The sequence below is a fragment of the Ichthyenterobacterium magnum genome (assembly GCF_003610635.1).
Taxonomy (GTDB): Bacteria; Bacteroidota; Bacteroidia; order Flavobacteriales; family Flavobacteriaceae; genus Ichthyenterobacterium; species Ichthyenterobacterium magnum.
In genome coordinates this window covers 143,408-165,645 of the sequence record NZ_RAQJ01000003.1, presented here as the reverse complement: position 1 = coordinate 165,645, position 22,238 = coordinate 143,408, and the positions used below count along the sequence as shown (strand labels likewise).

The following is a 22,238-nucleotide window of genomic DNA, read 5'->3' as shown; positions in this document are numbered from 1 at the left end:
ATAACAATTAAATTTTAAACAATGAATTTTTCAAAGAAAAATCACGAACACAAAAACAAAAATGTAATCGACGTGAGTAAAAAAGTAATTTTAAGTGTAGCTGTAATAGCAGCATTAGGTTTAACAAGTTGTAAAAACGAAACCAAAAAAGAAACAGAAACCACAACTACTGAAATGTCAAAAGATATGGCAATGACAGACCTGTCTTTTGGTGTAAGAGGAAATTGCGGAATGTGTAAAAACACTATCGAAAAAGCAGCTAACGGTGTTGAAGGTGTTGCAAGTGCTAATTGGGATGTCGATAAAAAGAAGATTGATGTGTCTTTTGATGATACAAAAACCGATGCAATGGCAATCCATAAAGCAATCGCAGCTTCAGGATATGATACCGAAAAAGTAGCAGGTGATGAAGAAGCATATGATGGTTTACCAGGTTGTTGTAAATACGACCACGAAATGATGATGAATCAATCTGGTGAAGAAGAAAGTGATGACCATTCAAATCACGACCATTAAGCAATAATGAAAGAGTCTTTTTCGGAAGGCTCTTTTTTATTCCCCACAACCCAAAACCCAGTTTTTTCGCTTGCCTTGTCTTGAGCCTGACGAAAGCTCAAAATCCTCTGTCTTTTGTGTTGTTCCGCTCACCAAACAAGTTTAGCGTTTTTTTCGTCTTTAAGGTAATAGCATATTACAGCTTTGGTTTTCATAAAATCAAACCAAACTGCAAAAAGCTATTCTGTTATTATTTTATCATAAAACCCTAAACTCACCCAAGCTATGTTACATAATACAAGTTATAGTAGCAAACGGCACTTTTCAAAGGTTTGCTATCGCAGTATTAATGCATTTTGTAGCTATAACTGGTATTATGTAAAATATCCGCTATTCCAACGCGCACTTCCGTACATTAAACCACATTTTGAACTAACATTAAACATTTGAACATTTTAAGGTTTCCGTTAATTGATAATAATATTCGTTACCTCATTCAAGCTGCACAAAACCATCGTTAAGTCCAAGTATTCCTTACCTCAAGTCTTTGTTTGTTTCATTTCGTTAACAAATATAAAAGTCCACTTTTCCCCACCACCCAAGTCAGCGGTTATAAAAAAATAGGTTTATAAAGTGTAGTAATACCCCATAGCATATTGCTTTTTCTCGTGCCTCAAAAAAAGCAATTAGCTATTGTCTAAAAGTCCTGTATAAGTAGCTTGTTTAAATGCTGTTTTATCAAACAACTATTTAAAACGCTACCCATACAAACGCTTCATCCAACACTTAATAACAAAATGCAACCTATTTTTTTAAGTGTTAATTCCCCAGAAAAGTTAAAGGCAATTTCAATCAAGTTTAAACCAATTTGAAATATTAAAATAAAAAAAGATGGCAAATATATGTGGCTACCTCTGCCAACCGCACAAGGCTATAAAGGTCAAGCCCTACGGGTTTTGAATAAAACTTTTTTCAATACCTTTTTTTTTGATTTAGTCATTCAATAAAAAAACTTTTATCCAAAAACCTTGACAGCCTTACCCACGCCACAACAACTATGGCTATCTTTTTTCTTTTCAAAAAAAAATAATGGCGCGAAGCGTAGCGAAGCAATTTTAAATTGGATAGCTATGTCAACTTTTGAACTAAAAACACACCAAGTCGGAAAAGCTTACTCAAACCCTCATTTTTTTATACTAAACAAAGGGCTAAACAGCGGAAAACCACTCTTAAAATCCTGTGCTAACTGTTTCGTTGTCAATACTACAACAGAAGAGGTAAAACACACACTTTTTAACTTATCTATGATGTTACAAATAGGCGGTTTTTACGCTTACCATTTAAAAGGAAGTGTTATTCCGTTTATTTCAATAGATGATTGCAGAAATACTCTAAAAAATAGTTTTATATCATTAATAAATAATGAATTTCAATTGCAAAAGCATATTAATATAGTGTCAGCGATTAGTAAAAAAGAAGCCGAACTTCAAAAAGTCATTTCAAAAATGGCAGATTTGAAAGTATCATACATTCAAAGTTTATTTTCTAAAATGCAAAAAGAAGCAATCTAAAGCAACAAAATCCATATCTAACGAATAGCATAAAACTTGCCATATATTCAGTCGGAAGGTACAACTTCGTGTTAAGTCCGTACCAAGTCCGAAGAAAAATAAGTTTCATTTAAATTATTTATGTTATGGGTAAAATTTCCCAAGGTATTTTAGGAGGGCTTTCAGGTAAGGTTGGAAACGTTATCGGTGGAAGCTGGAAAGGAATTGATTACATTAGAATTAAACCCTCAAGTGTAGCCAATCCAAGAACTGTTGGTCAAGTAAACCAAAGAACAAAGTTTACTGCCACTTTAGAATTTTTACAGGCTGTAAAGCCTTTTATTAAGTTAGGGTATAAAGGATTAGCAGTTAAGAAAACAGAATTTAATGCTGCAATGTCGTATGTGTTGAATAATGCGATTACAGGTACAGAACCTAACTTTGTTGTTGACTATCCAAACGCTTTAGTAAGTCGCGGAGGTTTATCTGGTGCGTTAAACCCGACGACTGATTTAGCAACTGCTGGAGAAGTAACTTTTGGGTGGGATGATAACTCTGCCGAAGGTAACGCAAATGCAACTGATAAAGCGATGTTGTTGGTTTACAATCCCTCAAAAAAGGAATCTATTTCTTTACTTGATGGAGCAGACAGAACAGTAGGTTCTCAAATTGTTTCAATCCCAACAACTTATGCAGGAGATACGGTAGAGTTATTTATGGCGTTTATTACTGCTGATGGTAGTCAAGTATCAAACAGTATTTATTTAGGCTCTGGTACAGCTAATTAATGCTTGGTGTTTTTATTTGGAAACCGCTCTAATCGAGCGGTTTTTTTTGTGCTATATTAGTAGCTCAATTTATTGATGTTTACTCTTTATTTATTCTTTTTATGTATTTTTTGCACCCTATTTGTTGCCCAAATGCCTTAACGTCAATAGACATAAGGATAGTTAAATATTGTATCGGGAAGTAACTAGACCCAAATCTAACTTTATAAAAAATTGCGCTACACCAATAGGTTTGTTTTAGCAATTTTTACCACTTACAAGCAAACGATGTTTTATAATTTTGTTTTTTACAAATTATGAAATGAGAAAAAAATACTTTATTATACTTATACTAACTGTTTTTATGATTGGATGCGGTCAAAAAAACAATAATATTAAGAATGATATGAAAACTACAAAATTCAGTTTAGAAGATAGTCTTCTATCTAATGACTATGTAAAAATACAAATGACCAAAAGTGCTGCAGGTCATTTACATTTAAAGGGAATTCTTAATGGTATTGAAGGGGATTTTATTTTAGATACAGGAGCTGGAGCGACTGTTATAGAACAAAATCGGAAAGAAAAATTTATCATGCAATCTAAAGCTTCTAATGAAACAGCTACAGGAGCAGGAGGTACTGATATTGTAACACAAGAATCGGATGGCAATGAGTTAATAATTGGTGATACGCTAAAATTATCTAATACACTATTATACCTTATGAGTTTAGATCATATTAATATTGCTTATAAGAGTATTGGTATTACTGAGATAGATGGCATTATTGGTGCCGATATCCTTACTAATAATGAGGCAATCATTGACTACTCTAATTTGGTACTTTATTTAAAAGAGTAGAATCAAAAAATAAATATATTATAATGTTTAAGAATTAAACAATGGCGCTATGAAAAAAACATCATACCTATTGGTATTATTATTTGCATATGTTTTATCCTATGGACAAGATACAATTGATGCAGAAATAGATACTCTTTTTAATTACCAATTTAAATCTTTAAAAGGCACACATTACAAAAAAATCCTTTTTGATGAAGCTCATAATACTATATATTCAAAACCTTCTGGAAAGATAACCGCTAGAGAAATGTTTAGAATTATTGATGCTGATGGATTTAATATTGAGTTTACAAAAAATAAGCTAGATGCAACATATTTGGATTTAGTAAAACCAGACTTACTAATTCTTCATGGAATGCCTAATGATAAAATAATACTTAAGAATGGTGAGTTTGAAGAAGTACTTTACAAGTCACCTTTGAAAAATGAAGAGGTAGAAGCCATTGGCAAATATGTTTTTAACGGTGGTAGTCTTTTCCTTTTTTTAAGTCACTTTCCAAATGGTAGTGGAGCATTACCGTTATTAGAAGCATTTAGTGTTAAGTTTAGAGATGGCTATGCGTACCAAAATCAATATCATACTAGTGAAAGCGGTAAATGTGGGCATTTTTTAATGAATGATAAAAATAATATGTTAAATAGTTCACATGATATGTTTAAAGCAAGTTTGGACAAAACTATTACCCCAAAAAACATACGCTTTTATTGCGGTGCTGCTGTATTTAGAAACCCTGAAGACAACATACTATCTTTTCCTAAAAATACTATTAATTACACACCAACAACTAATAGTAGTATAGACATAGAAGAGCAATCCAATTCGTATGCAGGAATGCTTGGTTTTATATATGGAGCAGGTAGAGTTATCGTTTGTACAGACCAAGGTCTTTTTAGAAGTTTAAATTTAATTATAAAAGGAAAAAAAGTGCCTGTTACAATACACGATCCTAAGGCAGACAATGCGAGTTTACTTTTAAATAGTATACGTTGGCTTTCAAAATTACAATAAGTTTTACGTTACTAAGGTATTTAAGATAGTCTGCTTTTAATAATGATGTTATTGTTAACTAGTATCACAAGTTTTTAATAAATTATGGTTTTATAAAGATGTTAAGTCAATGAAGCAATTAAAAATTAATCAATTGCGTTTCTTATTAAGAATATGAAAGGGTAGTGGTACAGGTGATTTTCCAACAATAGAACCTTTTTAATATAATGAAGATCTTAGGTTTGAGTATGATGGTATTCATTGCTTGCATTTTAAATATAAGTTAATAGAAAATGATCCAAGAATGATAGCCAGTGAGCGATTTTTTAAAGTAAAAGGGAATAAACTTTCATATGAAATGAGAATGTCAACTAAAAACACTTTAGAATATCAACAGTATTTAATAGCAGAATTAGTGAAGGTCAATTTGTAAAGATGTGATTTATGATTCACATCTTGATGGTATTGGAATCCTTTGTTTTACGTTAAAGAATCTAATCGAATAGTTAGCTGCTTTAAGCAAAAAAATAAGCTAATGATTGTTGCTTTAACCCTTATGTTATTAACATTAAATCAGTTTTATTATTAACTCCTTTTAATTCTCTTTACTTTGTATTATTTGAATAAAACTGTTCAGTATTTCATTTCGAACCATAACATCTTTTGAAGTTTCAAATCCATTATAGTATACTGACCTAACCCCATATAAGTAGTAATCTTTAGAAATTCTAGAAGAACCACTCTTTCCTGAAATTGAATAAGGCATTGTGTATTTTAAGTTTTTTTGATTGTCCAAGAACACATTTAAAACTTCAAAATATTGATTCCTCTTATTAAAATCGGGTGTTACTAATCTGGTCTTTTGAATTGTTTTTTTATATTTTATTTTTAAAGAATCATTTTTTTCTTTTTCCATTTTTAATTCATTCGATTCTGCCGAACTCATATGAGGATAGCTAAAGCTGTACATTGTTTGCCACGTGTTTAATCGTTTGTCCATTTCTGTTTGTGATAATAATCCTAAGTACCCTAAATCTTTTCCTAGAGGCTCATCAATTTCAACCAAAGCTATATCATAACTATTGGCATCAAATGGCGTACCTTCCATATAATGCTTTTTATAATATGCATTTTTAACATCAACCGTTTTTTCTGCGTGTCCGTTATCAAATAAAATCTTTAATTCAGCTTTATCTTTATACGCTCCATTTGGATCCTTAATACAATGTGCTGCTGTAATTAAGAACCTTTCATTTACAAAAGTTGCCGTACATCCACCAGCTTCTTTACCATCTTTGAATGTTACTATTTTAGTAACTGCCGTAATTGGAAATTGTTTCATATTATCTACGACATCGCGAGTTCTAAATAACAATGATGCTTGACTATTCTTCATTTTAGGTAAATAGTTATACTTCTTTAAATCTATAGGAGGATATTTACCTAAACTTGGCTTTACACTTTTTGTTACCGCGTTAGTTTTAAAGGTTAATATTTTTTCTTTCTTAGTTAACAAATTGTATTGTATAATAGAATCTGTTTTATGAGAACTATAATCTTTTGCAAAACGGAACTCAAAATCATCAAGTGCTTTGTGTTTTGGATTCTGAGCAATCAGATGATTGCTCATTAATACTATTAATAGTAAAGAGGTAATTACTATTCTCATTTTATTTTTTATTAATTATTTGTGTTCTTATTTGAGTCAATTTTCAAATAGTCTTCATATTCTTTTATTAAATCTTCATATCGCGATATAAAACGTGACATATGATTTTGTTTAATTTTAGCTAAATTTAAACTTGATAATTCTGGATCTGAGTTTATAAATAGGTTATCTATGCTGTTTCTAATGAATTCAACCCTTTCTTGCTCTAGATAAACTTTTGAAAGTTCAGTCAATGTTTCTATAGGAATAGCTGAAAAATCATCACTTAAACTTGCCGTTTTCCAAGCAACGTTTCTAATAGCTTCTGAAGTTATGGTAGCTATTGATAAAGATTTTATTTCACTATTTTTATATAGAGAAATTATACTATCATTTCTTTTATAAATATTAATAGTTGATTCTTTAACTGAAGGCACTATCTCATAATTATGTTTAATTTCGTTATTTATGGAAGCCAATAGATTTGCTGCCCTATAGGCTCTATCATTGTTTTCTTTCCAAGAGTTTAATGCTAATGCCACTAGTAAACCAAGCATGATTGCAGGCATTTCTAAAAGAATTTTTTTTAAAAACTTAAAAATATTCCTCATTGGTTTACAGCACTTTATTTAAAATAATCATCATTAAAATGTAAATAGTAATTTTTGTAATGCTTCATTTTTTCTTATAAAGCATTGGTTATTTCTGTCTCTAATTGCTCTAAACTATTTTTATTTAACCCAACACTTGTGTAGCTAATTTGCCCATGTTTATCGATAACAATATGAGTTGGGTAAGCATAAATATTATAAAGCTTTGAGATGTTACCAGCATTTGGTATAATATTGTATTCAAACCTAGTTTTGCTTAAAAATTTACCCAGTAATACTTCAGTATCTTTTGCAAAAGCTATAAAAACTACATTAGAATTGTATGACTCTGCTAATTTGTTTAGTTCAGGAATTTCTTGTATACAAGGAGGACAAGCAACAAACCAAAAATTCATTACTATGGTTTTGCCTTTCAATTTATTTGAATCATAAGTGTTTCCATATAAATCTGTAACCTTGAAAGGTTTTAGGCTTTGTCCTACTAGAGACAGCAAAGTTTCTTTATTAGTCTTGTTGAGATTAACTTTAGGCGGTGTTATAATTATGGTATCTTGAGCCCCATTTTTTCCTTTAATATATTTATGAAATATGTGTCTTCCTCTATAAGTTTGAAATTCAGATTCAGGAATAATTCTTCCATCAGTTTTTGATTTATAAACTGCTTTTACCTCAACAATCGATATTTGAGAATAAGAAACACTGAAAAAGAATACCAATAATGTAATGAGCATTAATTTTCTTTTATGAAACATCCTTTTTGGCTTTTATATATTGATTTTTTCATGTAATGTTCAAGCTATCTGTTTATTAGTAAACTAGTTGTTTATAGCATTTATTTTATTAATAAATTTTTAAAATTAAAACTGTTGTTTTAATATCGATAGAGGCAAATCTCCGTGTTTTAGAACCTCTTTGTGGAATGCTTTTAATTCTATCGATTTAACCGTATTGCCTTTTAGTTTATTTAAAACTTTCTTTCCGTATTTATAAGTAATTACTTGTGCAGGCCAACGTTTCATACGTGCTATTTCACGTTTTGCAATATCGTCTTTATCTGTTATGTGCTCTTTCCAAAAAGCCATAGCTTTGTCATCAGACCAACCATAATAATTAATGCCTACATCGAGAGCAACTCGAACCGAGCGGATTAAATCCCATTCATAAAGTCCATAAGTATCAAAATAAGAAGGATAGGCGCCTAACAACTCTCCAAACTGCTCTACATAGGCACCCCAACCTTCTATAAACCCATAATATCTGAATAAATTTTGCACTACTGATCGCTTTATAATAGTATTCACACTAATTTGATAGTGATGACCAGGTATGCCTTCATGAATATATGTCCATCCCATTTGGCGTGTATCATAAGTGTCTTTAAAGTGATTGTAGTAAAATATGTTATTGTTATAATAGGCTGGTACGTGAGCCAAGTTTTCATTAATGCCTTTTTCAATTTTTAATTCTGGAATATCATCCACATATGGAAAATATTTTTTTGCTTTTTCATCTACTTGATGTCTAACTTGTTCATACCTTTTTTGAATTTCATTAGAATCGCTTAGAAAAAATAAAGGCTTCTTTAAATACTTATTAAACTTTGAGTCACTCATACCAGAGTTATTTCTGATAGTTTTCATTTTTTGTTTTACATCTTCAATTTCATTCAATCCAAACTGATAAATTTCTTCTGGATTAACAGAAGCGTCTACCCATTTTTTTAAATAGTAGACATACCACTTTTTGCCATTAGGTAAGTAATATAGGCTCTTTTTTTCGTTAAGTTTTTCTTTGTTTTTTAGCCAGTCTAATTCAAGTTTAATGCGCTCTAAATTTAGTTCTGTTTCATATTTCATGATTTGATAGTCCAGCATGTCAGCATCATTAAAATCTAAAACATTATATCGCTTTAGCTCTCTACTTACATAATTAAAATAACCTTCTTGAGTTGCTAATTCTGTATAAGTTTTTATGGCATTAAAGTTTGATACATATGATAACTGTAATGGTGCTATTTGAAATTTCTCATAAGTTTCGATAAACGATGTTCTAAATTCAGAAAAGGGCTTAGGCAATGCATTACCGTTGTAGCAATAACCAACTTGATTCCATAATAGTATTATAAGTACTAGGGTTTTGATTAACTTATTTAATCTATTTTTTATGTTTTTTGAATATAACACGTGTGGTTGTGAGTTTTAATTATTTATTATTGATTGCATCCATTTGACACTTACTGAAGTGACTTCAGGATTAAAATTATTACGCATATAACTGCGGTAATTTCCGCTATTAAGTGTGTCTATATTTTCTTGCATTGAATTAAATTTTAACAATACGTGATCTGTGTTTTTTAATAAAGCAAATTTGGCTTTGCCATGGTTGTTATTAACCATATCAACAATTATTTCTGCATAGCGTTTATGAATAGCCTGAATATCAAATTCACCATGCATAACTAAAACATTTGTATTAACAGATTTCCATGCCTTTGGGATATCGATATCACCTAGTGAAGCCCAAAATTTGTAACTCCTTCCTAGATAATATCCTTTTTTTAGTTGACCAATTAGATTTTGATTAGTTAGATATTCTTTGTAAACTTCATTATTAATCATTTCAATGTTCGATTTTTTGTTAATCATCATATCAGTGATAAAAGGAATGTTTTGCTTAGCATTTTCTGCAATTTGCTCTTTTTGAGCACCAAATAATTCTTGTTGTTCGGTAAATACATCTTTCATGTATTCATACCAATTTTTACCTACAGTCCCGAATGTAATGATTCCTTTTGGAGGTTGTTGATTGGCTAATATTGGAGCAGTCACACCACCCATTGAATGTCCAAATAAGAAGATGTTATTTGAGTCTATCAATTTATTTTTAAGCAAATTTTTATAGGCACTATTAAATGCTAGCTTTTCTTGGTTAAAGTCAATGTCTTTGCAAGCTATTTTGCTCTTACTATCTCCTGAGCCAGGTTTTTCTATCAAGTACACAGCAAAACCTGATGATATCCAACCGTTTATTAACTCTTTAATTGGATTTTTATTTGGGTATTCTATTGATTGACATGTATAGCCTTGTAAATAAAACACTACTGGCGCATTGTTAATACCTTTTGGGGTGTATAAAATAGAACGAAGCAGGTTGTCTTTATAGGCTACTGCATCATAATGTACATTTGCATTTGAATGCACTTCTACAGGTTTGCCAAGTGCTTTTCCTTTTATAGTTTTGGATTGGTTATTGAAAAAATAGGTTAAAGACAATTCATTATCTTCACGTAGCTCATCTAAAATTGGTCTTAACTCAGCACGTGATTTTAAAGTTTGACCATTTACTCTTTGTAAGATTGCTCCTGATGGAAGTTTTAAGAGTCCAGCACTGCCATTAGGGTTAACGGCTTCAACATAAATACCATCACCTGTGTATTTAGATGATTTTTTCATCTCTTCTGTAAGAGGCGCTAATCTAACACCAAGCGTAGCTTTTCTTTTTAATTGCTGAGCAAAGTGTAATACTGTAAATGATAGCATGAGCACACACAGTGCTAAAGTTTTTTTATTTAACATATGATGATATTTATAAAAGGTAAAATTGCTTTTTTTGAAGAATACAAAAGTGGTAAAAGTTGCTTTTTTAATAATAGTCTAAATATTAAACTTATTATTTATTAAGTATTATTTCAATTGCTTTTTCAAGGACTTCATCTTTACCATCTCTTATTCCTTTAACTGTTGGTTTTACTTCTATATCTGGGACAATCCCAACTCTTTGGGTTTCATCTCCATTAGAAAGCACATTGTCTTTTCTATGAATTTCAAACCTAAGGTTATATTCATCACTTTCTTGGGCTTGACTGCTAAGAACAATAATAAAAATTAAAGATGTAAGGACTTTTTTTTATTTATTGTATCAACTCAAGATATTTTTCTCTTTGTTTTAAACATGAAGAAATTTAATATATATAGAGATTAATTAAAAAAGACCAACTCTCTTCTCTTATATGAGAGTAATGTTTTTTGTTTTGATAGAATTTCATAGCCTAATAACCCATCAATATTTAGATTGTAACCTTCATTTAAATGGGAGATATCACTAAATATAGTATTTAACTTTTTGTACTTTTTAGAACCTATATAAAAACGTTTAATTTCACCTTTCTCTACTTTTTGTACATTTTTATCTGCACCAGACAACTTATCTGCATGTCGTTTTTTCAAGTGTTTTTTTAATACTTCAAAATGCTTCACATCTATTAAGTTAGCCTCAGCTCCAGAATCAATACCAAGTGCATAAGTTGTGTTATTAATCACTACATCAACTACAGGAATATGAGTAGTTAATTCAAAAGAAACTCTTTTAAATTCATTATTTAATAAATTGTCTTTGCGGTAAATCTCAAAATAGCTAGGTTGTATTAAGGTTAAAATATTTTCTTCATACTTAAAGAGAAGGTCATAATCTTTAATCATTGAAAACCCTATTAATCCATGAACCTTCATCTTGAAATTATCCTCTAAATGAGATAAATCCATTGTCAAAAGTTCTGTGTCATTCATTTGAATACCACCAAAATTTATGTTTTCAATTTTCATTGACCCTATATTTGAAACATTACCACCGGCACCTTTAACTCCACTTGCTTGACTATTAACATTATCTTTAAAGTGTTTTGAGTTAAGTATTACCTGTGGAGCACCAGTGTCTAATAAAAAATCTTTTTTTTGCCCATTTAAATCTACACTTACAATAATTAAATTACCAGCTCTCTTAAAAGGAATATTAATGAAGTTTTTAGTTGATTTTATTAATTCTGGTTTTTCTAATACCGTTTTTACTTCCATGCCTTCAATTTTAATTTCTTTAATTTTATTTTCAGTATTGAAAACGAAAGAAACTTCTTTTGTACCTAATTTCTCATATATGATTGTGTAATTTAACTCATTGGTAGTATTTGGTAAAGATACTTGTGATTTAGCTTTTGATAAGATTTTATTCTTAAAAAAAACTTGAGCAAAAGCAGATCTAGCAACACCTCCTTTTTGACCAGCAAATGCAAAATCTTTAGAGTAAAATAACTTTAACATCTCCATGCCTTCTTTTGTCGGATTCTCTATAATCTTAAAGGTAAAATCAACTGCTTTTTTACATTCGTCTAGTTTTTGTGCATTAATTGATTGAAATGAGATTAAGCAAACAAAAAGTAATATTATTTTATTCATAATTCTATAAGTTATTTAATACAAAAAAAGGATTAGTATTTAATATTGTTTAGGTAAAAATTGCTAATATCATTTGTCTAACTTTATTAATCTAAATTTTGAGTTGTACTTCTGTACTTTCCAATTAGGGTTTATATTTAAAACCCAACCATTGCCTTCAACTTTAGTTTTTGATATTTTTAGTGGTTTCGAAACAATAATATAACTCCAATCTTGAGCTAATAGTGCTCCATTTTTTACTGATAGTATTCCCCAATTGTCAGTAACTCTAATCGTAGGGTATACGGTTCCATGATTTTCTAAAGGAACCAAATTATTTGGATTAAAAGAGATATTCATATTTTCAAAAGATAATTTTAGAGTAACTTCATTTAAAAATAATTTTTCATATTCATTTATTTTTGCAAGCCTTACATTTTCTCGTTCTGTTTCTTCAGAAAGAATTTGTTTATAGTTGTAATCAGTAAGATTTTGAATGTCATTTATTGCAACATCTTTTGAAATATTAATGTTAAGTATTGATTTTATGTGATTTGTAATGTTAGTAGTTGCAGTTATCTCTTGATGCCAATTTCTATCTTTTGTAGCGATTAGAAAACCATATACTGGAATGGTTTGGTAGGCAAATGATCTCACAAAAGTTTCGTTTGTATAAAACTTATCTATATTAGAAATGAGATGTTCTATGGTTTTTTCTTTGGATCTGCCACTTAGCATTAAAGCAGTATATTCTGCAAGACCTTCATTAAGCTCAAAAGTATTTTCTTCATTTTTAATTGTATTGTTGCTTTGTCTAATTGCTCTTAAATATAATGCGTTTTTTAAATGATGTAATTCATCTAGCTTAGTTTTAACAGTAAGCGCTTTTTTTAAAGCTTCTAGCTCTAACCTCAATAGCAGTCTTCCTTGATAAGAATCTAAATGATTGTTTGGCATCTCTTTTAAGCTTCTAAATCCAATATCTGGTTGAATATTATGAAATAACTCATGTATAACAAGATGATTCCTTTTTGTTTTTTCTTTTGGTAAAGGCAACTTCACCATTGTCCATCTTTTTCCTTCCCAATTAAAAGCAGTATTGGCAATATTTATGCTGCCTGGCAGAATTCCAGTAAATACACTATTATGCGCTTGAAACGATTTTGAAGTATTATTTTGATTGGCTATAAAAGTTCTTGTCTCTTTATTTATAAAAAGTATAGGCCCATTTAATTTGTAACACCAAAATTCACCATCTTCAATATTTAAAATAGAATCGACATCAATTAGCGTTTGTTCTATTAATTTGTATCTGTCAGAAACTATATGAGGTATAAAAAACTTTTTCTTACACCCAATAATTATTAGGGTAATTAGTGTCAAGACTAGTGTTTTAGCTTTTTGCCTCATTTATAATTTTAATTCTTTTTTAACCTGTGCAATGTCAACTTTATTTGATAACACAAATTGAGGAATAGATTGCTCATTTTTAATTTCTAATCCACTAACTATTTGCTCTTTAAAGGTAATTAATTTGCCTTCTAAGATGTGCTTATTAAATTCTTTTATTGAGTTTTTACCTAAGTACTTTAATAGCATTTTTTTAAAAACCTCGTTATTTAATCGCATTGAAGAATCAGATTTTGCTATAGCCAACAAGTCTAACATAACATTATCTAAACTATGTTTATAATTAGATTTTAGCTTTATCTGCATATCAATTAAAAAGGCATAGGTCAATCCTCTTCTGTATGGCAGCTTTTGATAGTTTTTATAATCACCCCAATATGTGTTAAAGGTTAACTTAGAATTTGGTATTGCATTTAAGGGGTCTTTATAATGCTTAGCAATGATTGTATTGATTTCTTTCAAAAATTCATTAACACTTAATTGATTATTTTTTAGCAATAATTTGTATGAATAGTAATTGGTGAAACCTTCACTAAACCAATATTGTTGGACTTCATTTTTATTTTTTATTGTTCTTCCTAGCCATTTATGCAATAACTCATGGTTATAGAGCCATGCTATATTTTTTAGTTCTACAAATTGATTGTTTGAGGCAAAGGAGATAAATGAATTAGAGAAGCCACTACCGCCAATTGAGTAATGATTTTTCTCTTGAGTGGGTAGTAAAGAAACTGAGAAACTAGAATTTATAGTGTCTTTCCAAAAATTATTTTGAAATGTAATTGTCTCTTTTAAAATATTAAAAACATCTTCATCATTAAAATTTTTCCAATCTCCTCTTGTAACCCAATATACTGATTTGTTTTTATATAAAAACTCTTTTCTTCTAAAGTCACCTCCCACAAAGAATGAAGCAAATAAGTTTTCTTGATTAACAGTAAAAGTTTGGCTAAGGTTTTTTCCAAAACTATTGTGAATAATTCCTTTGTTTGGAATACCATTCCATTTGACATTAATTTTAGCTACATCTATTTCACTTTTATAAATGTTACTTGGAACCATGAATAGCCTAACTCCTAATACATGAAAATAATCTTTTGTAATAATTGGTCTATATCTGTGATGGTTATATAAAGGTTCTTTAAAATCTTGTGCTATAGAATAAGAAATTACTAGCTCTTTATTAGGTACTGATTTGATTTTAATTAAATTACTATCTCTTACAAAGGAAATATTTGCTTCTTCGTTTTCAACTTTCAATTTTTTAATACAATTAAAAATGTCAGTATCTCCCATAGAACTATTAACATAATCTAAATTCAAAACACCTTTACCATCTGTTTTATACTTAAACTGAACATCTAATGTTGGTTCATTTTTTAAATTAGATGTAACTGTATATTCTAAATCAAATTTTTCTGTTTTTTTTGTTTCACAAGATGCTAAGATTAGACAAAGCCCTATAAATGAAATATTTTTAAAGCTCATCACTATTATATTTTTTAGATTTCTCAATTGAAGTTTAATTTAGAAAATAATTTTTCTCAATATTTTTGTGATGGGTAATAGACTCAATATACTCATCTATGCTTTTCAGTTTTTTAGCTTTAAGCAATTCTTTTAAGTTTTCTCCTTCTAGAAGAAAAATTCTTCTCTTTAATTCTTTTTTAAAAGCGTCTGTATAGAAATAATTCATTTTTTCTGAAAAATGTAACTCATCTAGAGGTTTAAGAAATATCAACCCATCATATGCATCATACATTGTTTGTCCTTCCTTAAAATTTAACATGTGATTACCTATGTAAGATGCTTTACCAAACTGAGAGTTCTTTAAGTCAAACCCAACCTTCTTATTATTATTTTCTTTGAACGCTTTATCCCAATCTCCATTTTCCATTTGAATCCAATTATAAGAATAACTAGCTAATCCGTCTGTAGATTTATCTTTACTTTTTGTATTCTTAGATTTTATAGATAATATTACATTGTGAATTCTAATTGCATATGTTTTTTTGGGGTTGAACTGGTTGAAAAAAGTCCCAGTATTCCAATAAAACTCACCATTCTTCTTTTTTATATTTTTATAAGAGTGTCTTGTGTTTGTTAAAAACAGACCTTTAATATTCTTTTTAAAACCTTTCATTTCTTTTAAAATCATTTTATACATAAAATAATCTCTACCAATCAATGACTTTTGAAACACTTCATAATCTTCAATTGTTTTTATAGCGTCCCAGTATATTGGTTGGTCTACACAAATAACTTTTATTTTATTTTGCGTATCTCGTTTTCTGTTTACTTTCCAAACTGTTTTCAATAAGTCTAAATAAGTTTGGTACCTCCATCCATACCCACTAAAATCATTTTGAAAAACTGGAAGTAATAATTCTTGATCCAAGTTTTTACTATTCAAAAATTTATCAATATGTTTTTGTACTGTGATAGAAAACACTTCAATAAATAGATAATTAATTTTGTTGCTTACAACTTTATATTCTAATAATTCATTATAAAAATCAAAAGGTTCTTTAGCTGAGTGCAATGCATCATCAAAAATTATTAAATCATGACTCTCTAATTTTTTATTTACAAAATTAATGGGGCTAATCGCATTATTAACAGTCTCAGAATAGTTTAAGACTTTTTCTTTTTTCACACAAGAAAAGAATAACAGGGTGAATCCTAAGAAGTAATATATTTTTATTTTCATTGCTGAATTTTTTTATTCACTCTCATCATAAATTTTAACAATTCGAGCGGGCAATTCTTGTGTAATTTTTCCATTATTAAATCTACCATACTCAGGCTTCGTGTTAAATACAATTACTGCATCTATTTCTGGAAGTATGGTTATATTTTGACCATAAGCTCCTAGTGCTGAGTAGGCATCTTTTAATCGCCAATCATTATGGTTTTCCCATAGCCACCACATATAACCATAAGCAAACCTGTGTTCTCCTGTATTCATTACAGGAACGCTTTTTTGCATTTCTTTAGCAGTGGTTCTTGGTGTAATCATTTCATTTACCCAATTTTCTGGTATTATTTGTTTGTTTTTCCATTTGCCTTTATTTAGCATTAGCAACCCTAAACGTGCCAAGTCTCTTGAAGAAAACCACATAGGATATCCTAAATACTTTGATCTAGTCACATCTCCTGATTTTTTATGTATTGTTCGATTCCAATCTTCCATTTGCAAGGGTAATGCCAATTCGTCTCTTACTGCATCATAAATATTTTTTTTGCTTTTACTTTCAAAAATGAACCCTGCAACATTAAAATCCCAATTATTATATAACCACCGTGTTCCTGGTTCTACAGTTCCGCGTTTTTTTAGATATTTAACCCATGTTCCTGGATTACTTGCTCGTCTATAGATTCCTGATCTAGATGAAATAAGATCCTTAATTGTTGCTTTTTGTTCTATTGGTAAAACGCCATCAACATCATCTATACCAAGTGTTTTTATTGTTTCATTAAGACGTATCGTTCCATTTTCAACATATTTGCCATAAAGCATGGATAATACACTTTTTCTACAAGAAGCTATGTATGTGTTTTGTTTGACATCTCCATATTGATATACAACCTTACCTTTATGCACAATTAGCATGCTTGTTATATTTGTGCTATCTACAATATACTTATATAGTTCCTTGCCTTTACTGTCACTCCAACCTTCTTTATATGCATTCATATTGTATGCCCATTCTGTGTCTGGAAATGTTTGCGAAAAAATAGTTGCAGAAATCATTAAAGCGACGCTTATTATAAACTGTTTTGTTTTCATGTTTTTATTTATTAAACCAATTAATGAATAGACAAAGAAGATAGCCTAACAAAAAATGAAAGACTATCTTAATAAACCATCAATCGAATATAACTATTACATTAACCTTGATAACAGTTATTCCTTTCAAAGAAACTACAAGTGTATATTTTATAAGGTGTAAAAGTTGCTAAGTTTTTTATTTACAGTTTTTGTAATTGTCTTCTCATTACATTTATACTTCATAATTAATTGCTGCACGAAGCCAATCGTCATTTACTACACTATCATTGTTTTGTAGTTTTAACAAACTCAATAGAACTCTTGTCAATTTGGTCTTTCAATCCCTCGACTCGTCCTCCTAAATGTTTAGCAAGAAAATCTTCAATTAATCCTTTTAGAGCCAAATCGTTGTTAGTATTGAACCATCCGTGTCCTTCATCCTTTAGTAATAGATAGGTGACTGGGATGTTATTTTGAGATAGTGCTGCTGCAATTTGATCAGATTCTTGCCGTGTTACTCTAATATCGTTTTCACCTTGAGCTATAAGTAATGGTTTTTTAAAATCCCTTGCATATGTAATAGGTGAGCGTTCTTTAAGAAAAGCTCGGCCTTCTTCAGTTCTTGGGTCTCCCATTCTCTTTACAATCTCTTCAAATTCAATCATCCAATATTTTGGCAAAGAATTTAATAAGGTTTCTAAATTAGAAGGACCAAACATATCAATGGCGCAGGCATATTTGTCTGAGGATTTTGCTAATGCCATTAAACTAGTATAACCACTATATGAGGCTCCGAACATTCCTATTTTATCAGGATTTGCAATTCCAACCCTAATCGCCCAATCTACTGCATCATCCAAATCATCTTGCATCTTCGCTCCCCATTCCATATTTCCTGCATTTAAAAAATCTTTTCCAAAGCCAGTTGAACCTCTAAAATTAGGTGACAATACAGCATAACCTCTATTTGCCATCCATTGCCACCACGTATCATAATTATAATGTGTTCTTCTCCATGGCCCATCATGCGGATTTAATATCATAGGTAAAGGTTTGTCAGGTATACCATCCATGTTACTATCACTACCTTTAGGTAATGATAAATAGCAAACAAGGTCTAGACCATCTCTGCTTTTTATAGTAACTGGGATTACTTCTGGTAATTCGTAATTTTCAAGCTCTTTTTTTTCTGAAAAGAGAAATTTTTCTTCTTTTCCTTTTTCGATTATATAAATTTTACCAGGATGTTTTCCGCTGACTTTAATAAGACACTTGTTTTCATTATTATTAAAACCTAAAAAACGTATTCTTTGCTCTGTAAAGCTTTCTGGAAACATGAATTTTTGTTCGTTTAACCAATGCCATTCTGGTTTTAGATAATCTTCCAAATATAGTATAGGCTTTCCTGTTATAGATGAAAAAATAACATCTTTTAAGTCAACCTTTTTAGATGATGCTATTTGTTTTCTTTCTCCTGTCTTGAAATTAATTCTAACGAGGGCTAATTTGTCGGTCTCCTTATTATCAAGAGCATAAAAGAAATCGTCACTAAAGTCAAATTGCAAAACTTTATAAGTTCTACTTTCTTCTAGCTCTATCCTGTAAAAAGGCTGAAACTCTTTTGATTCATTACACTTATATAGCATATAATATGGTGCGTCAGTTGCTGGTTTTCTCGCCATTCTTAACTTTAAATCGGTATCAATATAAAAGCGGTTAAAGCCTTTGGTGTTTTTATAAATTAGCTCTCTTTTACCAGATTCAATATTCACTCTATACAAGTCAAAATAACTAGGGTCTCGGTTGTTATAACCAAGAATTATTTCTTTAGGATGTTTAGGGCTTATTCCATATAATTGTGTTCTAGAACCATCTAATGGTGATAAAACAGTTGTTTTATTAGTTTTGAGTGATATTGCTCTAAACACATAATTTTCGTCGCCACCATTATCTCCTTTATAGATGATTGAAGCTCCATCTGTACTCCAGTAGTAATCATAAAAAACATCTCTTTTAGTACTAAAAGTGACTTGTTTAGCTGCGTCAATATTATTAAGGCTTGCAATCCAGATATTTCGAATGCCGCCCTTTAATTGTATAAAGGATAGTTGATTTCCATTTGGACTCAACTTTACATCCTCTTTATTCTTTGATGCGAATAGGGTAGCTCGGTCAATTAGTTTCTCTTCTAGACTACTTTCTTTATTAGTATTAGTGACAATATTTGAGTTGCAACTACAAAAACATAAACCAACTAACAGGTATATAGAATTTAGATATTTCATTTTCAATTATTCGTTTTATTATAATCTCTGATAGATTTTAACTCTTTAAGAATTTCTTTATTAGAAATCAATTTCCCAGATTTAATCACACTATTTATTGTTTCAGTGTTTTTTATATTTAAAAGAGGATTTTTATCTAATACAATTAAATCTGCAACATATCCTTCTTTCACTAGTCCTAGCTTACTTTCAAAACCAAAATATTTTGATGGGTTTATAGTTGCAGATTGTAATATTTGTAAGGGAGACATTTTTAATTCAGACTTATACAATTGTAATTCTTCATGTAAACTAAATCCTGGTAATACTAATGCATTAGCACCATCTGTACTTGCCAAAACGGAAACATTATTTTGAACTATTTTAGTTGCAAATTTCATAAAATTTGTTTCCAATTCATTCCATGGTACTTGAGATCCTTCAGATCTTTTAATACTTAACTTTGATTTTTTTAATAAGCTCTTTGAAGCGTAAGCTCTTTTTGGAAAATTAGAATATGTAGAGTCGTTTAAAAATGATTTTATTTTTGTTCTATCATAAATTCTATGGTTTTTAAAATAGATAAGCGTAGGACTGTATCCTGTTTTTAATTCTTTCATTAATAAAACGATAGAATCCATTTTAGCATCACTCATTTCAGGAAGTTGAAGTATATCTAAATGCTCTAAAGAACTGATACCTGATTTAACAGCATCATAAAGGTCAACTTTTTTATCTACATGGCCAGATAATTTTAACCCTTTAGCCTTAGCTTGTTTCATTATTTCGAAAAACACTTCTTTAGTTGCCGCTGTTCTTATTTTTAGAAAATCTACACCTAATTTTTTTACAGAGTCTACAACTTTTTCTACTTCAGATGCGTTAGCTATTCGCACTCTGTTCTTTTTAAATTCAGGATCGTTATCAACCTTGGCAACCCAATCCACAAAGGCTTTATTTTCTAATATAGGTCCAGCTGTAAGAATTGTTGGTGAATAATGAGATTCTTTAGATGCTTCTCTTAACTGCTTTATTTTAGTCCAATTTCCACCCATTTCTCTAATAGAAGTTACACCATTTAAGGTGTATAAGCTGAGCATAGATTTTGAATGCTCAAAATCATCTGATAGTTGATCAATATGAGAGTGCATGTCCCATAAACCAGGAATAACATATTTATGATCTACATTGTAGTGTTTGTTTTTTGAAACAAGTGATTTTAGATTTTTAAAATCACCAATGCGTTTTATCAATCCACTATCAATAATAATTGCTTTATCTTTTAGAGTTTTCCCATTTTCTACATCAATTATATTAGCATGGTACATTATAAATGCTTCATTTGAAAATTTTGTTTTAGAACACGAGAGCAGTAGCGTTAATGAAATTATAGCCATTATAGCTAAGTTTTTTTTCATAATATTTTTGTGTTTTTGCTTTAATTAATTAAGTATGATTATATTAATAATCAACTTCAAAAGAAATGAAGAAAACTTTATGTTATGGTGTAAAAGTTGCTAAAAAAGTTAAAGTATTACGAAGCTTTAAAAAGTGCCTTACGAAGATTGCGTTCGTCAGAGAAGCCAATAATATCATTTATTTGAGATATTGAATATTCTTTTTTTAATAACTCTTGGGCTTTGTTTATTCTTAGTTTGAGTAAATACTGATAAGGAGATACTTGATATATAGCCTTGAAACTTCTTGAAAAGTGATATTTAGATAGATAAGCATTTTGAGCTAACTCATTTAAATTGATTTTTTTTGAGTAATTATCTTCAATAAAATCTTTAGCAGAGGAAACTCTTCTAAACAACTCTTCTTTAGTTGTTTTTCTTATAGAAGTTAGCTTGTTGAGTTTTCCATTAATCTCTATCTGGTCTTGTATCAAACATTCAATCATTTCTATATAAAAGCTTTCAAAGTCTATTGCTTCTTGTCTTTTATGTTTAATTAAAATGTGATGAATATTATTTGTTAAATACTTACCAGTTCTACTTTCATTAAACCCAAATGTTTTTTCTAGTAAATTAAACTCTTCAGTCTTATCAAACGGATTATCTAATAATTTTGTTTGCGAATATTTATAGTTTCTAAAAACATCATTGACTAGTATTTCTGATGGGTATAAACATACTCCTTTTACATCTTTAGAGTCATTAATAGTTAAATCAACTTTTGATTGCCTGTTAACTACTAAAAACTTACTAGTGTCTACTTTATAACTTTTGCCATTTAATTTATAGTATTCTATCCCATTAAGTACCATTTTAATAGAAATATTAGAATCTTCTATTGAACTGGAGTATTGCTTAAAACAGGATATGATAAACTTATTTTCACCAAAACTATCTGAAGAATTATTTTGTTTTGAAATATTTAATATCCCATTTTGAAATGTGTTCATAATTAGATGGTGTTTATTATTTAGACTCAATTGTAACAAGAGTGTTACGTTTTTTTAGAAAATTTTAACGTTAAAATGAGTCTTTACCATAGGTGATATAGTTAATATTATTTTGAGTTTCTATACTTTATATTCATAGTAGTATACTATTTCTTATTGTTGGCAATATATTTTTAGATGTATTTTGTATAAAGTAAAAAACATAGTTACAATTTTTTTTTTTGGTTTAGCTAACATTAAAAGATACTATTGTG

19 protein-coding genes are annotated in these 22,238 nt (G+C 29.5%); 5 read left to right on the top strand and 14 right to left on the bottom strand.

Annotated features, from left to right (window positions below):
• The first annotated feature begins 21 nt into the window (after window positions 1-21).
• The 5 genes from BXY80_RS09020 to BXY80_RS09000 all read left to right on the top strand — a co-directional run bounded on the left by BXY80_RS09020 (window position 22) and on the right by BXY80_RS09000 (window position 4,686).
• Complete coding sequence (locus BXY80_RS09020; RefSeq protein WP_051881039.1) at window positions 22-516, top strand: heavy-metal-associated domain-containing protein; 495 nt, start codon at window positions 22-24, stop codon at window positions 514-516.
• A gap of 1,007 nt (window positions 517-1,523) precedes the next feature.
• A complete protein-coding gene (locus BXY80_RS09015; protein ID WP_245977231.1) occupies window positions 1,524-2,066 on the top strand; it encodes a DUF6943 family protein in 543 nt (180 codons plus the stop codon).
• Between the two features lie 125 nt (window positions 2,067-2,191).
• On the top strand, window positions 2,192-2,833 hold the full coding sequence (locus BXY80_RS09010) for a DUF6266 family protein (RefSeq protein ID WP_054851354.1): 642 nt from the start codon (window positions 2,192-2,194) through the stop codon (window positions 2,831-2,833).
• Window positions 2,834-3,134: 301 nt separating this feature from the next.
• Complete coding sequence (locus tag BXY80_RS09005) at window positions 3,135-3,674, top strand: retropepsin-like aspartic protease (protein ID WP_120201161.1); 540 nt, start codon at window positions 3,135-3,137, stop codon at window positions 3,672-3,674.
• A gap of 49 nt (window positions 3,675-3,723) precedes the next feature.
• Complete coding sequence (locus BXY80_RS09000; RefSeq protein ID WP_120201159.1) at window positions 3,724-4,686, top strand: hypothetical protein; 963 nt, start codon at window positions 3,724-3,726, stop codon at window positions 4,684-4,686.
• A gap of 574 nt (window positions 4,687-5,260) precedes the next feature.
• On the opposite strand, the gene BXY80_RS08995 is transcribed toward BXY80_RS09000, so the two are convergent.
• The 14 genes from BXY80_RS08995 to BXY80_RS08935 all read right to left on the bottom strand — a co-directional run bounded on the left by BXY80_RS08995 (window position 5,261) and on the right by BXY80_RS08935 (window position 21,984).
• A complete protein-coding gene (locus BXY80_RS08995) occupies window positions 5,261-6,334 on the bottom strand; it encodes a trypsin-like serine peptidase (protein WP_120201158.1) in 1,074 nt (357 codons plus the stop codon).
• Between the two features lie 11 nt (window positions 6,335-6,345).
• A complete protein-coding gene (locus BXY80_RS08990) occupies window positions 6,346-6,924 on the bottom strand; it encodes a hypothetical protein (RefSeq protein ID WP_120201155.1) in 579 nt (192 codons plus the stop codon).
• A gap of 74 nt (window positions 6,925-6,998) precedes the next feature.
• The gene (locus BXY80_RS08985; RefSeq protein WP_162843293.1) at window positions 6,999-7,655 is read right to left on the bottom strand and encodes a TlpA family protein disulfide reductase; all 657 of its coding nucleotides are present in this window, start codon (window positions 7,653-7,655) and stop codon (window positions 6,999-7,001) included.
• Window positions 7,656-7,781: 126 nt separating this feature from the next.
• A complete protein-coding gene (locus tag BXY80_RS08980) occupies window positions 7,782-9,107 on the bottom strand; it encodes a DUF885 domain-containing protein (RefSeq protein WP_147376121.1) in 1,326 nt (441 codons plus the stop codon).
• A gap of 15 nt (window positions 9,108-9,122) precedes the next feature.
• Window positions 9,123-10,499: a serine aminopeptidase domain-containing protein gene (locus BXY80_RS08975; protein ID WP_120201150.1), complete on the bottom strand. Its 1,377-nt coding sequence runs from the start codon at window positions 10,497-10,499 to the stop codon at window positions 9,123-9,125.
• A 94-nt stretch (window positions 10,500-10,593) separates the two neighbouring features.
• Window positions 10,594-10,728, bottom strand: a complete 135-nt coding sequence (locus BXY80_RS14085; RefSeq protein ID WP_262603173.1) for a hypothetical protein — start codon at window positions 10,726-10,728, stop codon at window positions 10,594-10,596.
• A 173-nt stretch (window positions 10,729-10,901) separates the two neighbouring features.
• Window positions 10,902-12,152, bottom strand: coding sequence for a retroviral-like aspartic protease family protein (locus tag BXY80_RS08970; RefSeq protein ID WP_120201148.1), 1,251 nt, complete (start codon window positions 12,150-12,152; stop codon window positions 10,902-10,904).
• Window positions 12,153-12,221: 69 nt separating this feature from the next.
• Entirely contained in the window at window positions 12,222-13,541 is a 1,320-nt protein-coding gene (locus BXY80_RS08965) for a hypothetical protein (RefSeq protein WP_120201146.1), read from the bottom strand.
• A complete protein-coding gene (locus tag BXY80_RS08960) occupies window positions 13,542-15,029 on the bottom strand; it encodes a M61 family metallopeptidase (protein WP_120201144.1) in 1,488 nt (495 codons plus the stop codon).
• 34 nt (window positions 15,030-15,063) lie between these two features.
• The gene (locus BXY80_RS08955) at window positions 15,064-16,251 is read right to left on the bottom strand and encodes a hypothetical protein (RefSeq protein WP_147376119.1); all 1,188 of its coding nucleotides are present in this window, start codon (window positions 16,249-16,251) and stop codon (window positions 15,064-15,066) included.
• A 12-nt stretch (window positions 16,252-16,263) separates the two neighbouring features.
• Entirely contained in the window at window positions 16,264-17,331 is a 1,068-nt protein-coding gene (locus BXY80_RS08950; protein WP_120201140.1) for a serine hydrolase domain-containing protein, read from the bottom strand.
• Window positions 17,332-17,597: 266 nt separating this feature from the next.
• Complete coding sequence (locus BXY80_RS08945) at window positions 17,598-19,598, bottom strand: S9 family peptidase (RefSeq protein ID WP_120201138.1); 2,001 nt, start codon at window positions 19,596-19,598, stop codon at window positions 17,598-17,600.
• A 2-nt stretch (window positions 19,599-19,600) separates the two neighbouring features.
• On the bottom strand, window positions 19,601-20,995 hold the full coding sequence (locus tag BXY80_RS08940) for an amidohydrolase family protein (RefSeq protein ID WP_120201136.1): 1,395 nt from the start codon (window positions 20,993-20,995) through the stop codon (window positions 19,601-19,603).
• A 116-nt stretch (window positions 20,996-21,111) separates the two neighbouring features.
• Window positions 21,112-21,984, bottom strand: coding sequence for a helix-turn-helix domain-containing protein (locus BXY80_RS08935; RefSeq protein WP_120201134.1), 873 nt, complete (start codon window positions 21,982-21,984; stop codon window positions 21,112-21,114).
• Between the last annotated feature and the right edge of the window lie 254 nt (window positions 21,985-22,238).

Excerpts from the sequence above, each read along its gene's own strand:
- BXY80_RS09020 (WP_051881039.1), top strand. The coding sequence starts at position 22 with ATGAATTTTTCAAAGAAAAATCACGAACACAAAAACAAAAATGTAATC.
- BXY80_RS08940 (WP_120201136.1), bottom strand. The coding sequence starts at position 20,995 with ATGAAAAAAAACTTAGCTATAATGGCTATAATTTCATTAACGCTACTG.
- BXY80_RS08990 (WP_120201155.1), bottom strand. The coding sequence starts at position 6,924 with ATGAGGAATATTTTTAAGTTTTTAAAAAAAATTCTTTTAGAAATGCCT.
- BXY80_RS08985 (WP_162843293.1), bottom strand. The coding sequence starts at position 7,655 with ATGCTCATTACATTATTGGTATTCTTTTTCAGTGTTTCTTATTCTCAA.
- BXY80_RS08960 (WP_120201144.1), bottom strand. The coding sequence starts at position 15,029 with ATGAGCTTTAAAAATATTTCATTTATAGGGCTTTGTCTAATCTTAGCA.
- BXY80_RS08965 (WP_120201146.1), bottom strand. The coding sequence starts at position 13,541 with ATGAGGCAAAAAGCTAAAACACTAGTCTTGACACTAATTACCCTAATA.
- BXY80_RS08945 (WP_120201138.1), bottom strand. The coding sequence starts at position 19,598 with ATGAAATATCTAAATTCTATATACCTGTTAGTTGGTTTATGTTTTTGT.
- BXY80_RS08995 (WP_120201158.1), bottom strand. The coding sequence starts at position 6,334 with ATGAGAATAGTAATTACCTCTTTACTATTAATAGTATTAATGAGCAAT.
- BXY80_RS08975 (WP_120201150.1), bottom strand. The coding sequence starts at position 10,499 with ATGTTAAATAAAAAAACTTTAGCACTGTGTGTGCTCATGCTATCATTT.
- BXY80_RS09005 (WP_120201161.1), top strand. The coding sequence starts at position 3,135 with ATGAGAAAAAAATACTTTATTATACTTATACTAACTGTTTTTATGATT.
- BXY80_RS08970 (WP_120201148.1), bottom strand. The coding sequence starts at position 12,152 with ATGAATAAAATAATATTACTTTTTGTTTGCTTAATCTCATTTCAATCA.
- BXY80_RS08950 (WP_120201140.1), bottom strand. The coding sequence starts at position 17,331 with ATGAAAACAAAACAGTTTATAATAAGCGTCGCTTTAATGATTTCTGCA.
- BXY80_RS08935 (WP_120201134.1), bottom strand. The coding sequence starts at position 21,984 with ATGAACACATTTCAAAATGGGATATTAAATATTTCAAAACAAAATAAT.
- BXY80_RS09010 (WP_054851354.1), top strand. The coding sequence starts at position 2,192 with ATGGGTAAAATTTCCCAAGGTATTTTAGGAGGGCTTTCAGGTAAGGTT.
- BXY80_RS09000 (WP_120201159.1), top strand. The coding sequence starts at position 3,724 with ATGAAAAAAACATCATACCTATTGGTATTATTATTTGCATATGTTTTA.
- BXY80_RS08955 (WP_147376119.1), bottom strand. The coding sequence starts at position 16,251 with ATGAAAATAAAAATATATTACTTCTTAGGATTCACCCTGTTATTCTTT.